We start from the raw sequence: 237 nt of genomic DNA, 5'->3' as shown, positions 1-237 counted from the left end.
ATCAATAATATCGTAATCTCGAACACATTTCCAACAATGAATTTTATTATTTGAAGTGAAATGACAACAAGTAGGATTCTTTCCTTGATGGATGGGACAAGAAAAACGGTGATTGATGTTGAAGTTTAACGGTAAAATATTTAATTTTTTTAATAAAACTGACATGGGGAAATGAGTTTGGATGTGTTTTATTTTTTCTTGATAATTCATTGATTTGACTCCTTAATAACTTTCTAA

General features: G+C 27.8%; 1 pseudogene. It reads right to left on the bottom strand.

Features of this window, described 5'->3' with window-relative positions:
- Positions 1-210, bottom strand: a pseudogene (locus tag RI68_RS02125) (hypothetical protein); the annotation flags it as partial.
- Between the last annotated feature and the right edge of the window lie 27 nt (positions 211-237).

This window comes from Vaccinium witches'-broom phytoplasma str. VAC, from assembly GCF_000309405.1.
Taxonomy (GTDB): Bacteria; Bacillota_I; Bacilli_A; order Acholeplasmatales; family Acholeplasmataceae; genus Phytoplasma.
The sequence above is the reverse complement of the archived record's forward strand: the minus strand, read 5'-3'. Positions and strand labels throughout refer to the sequence as shown.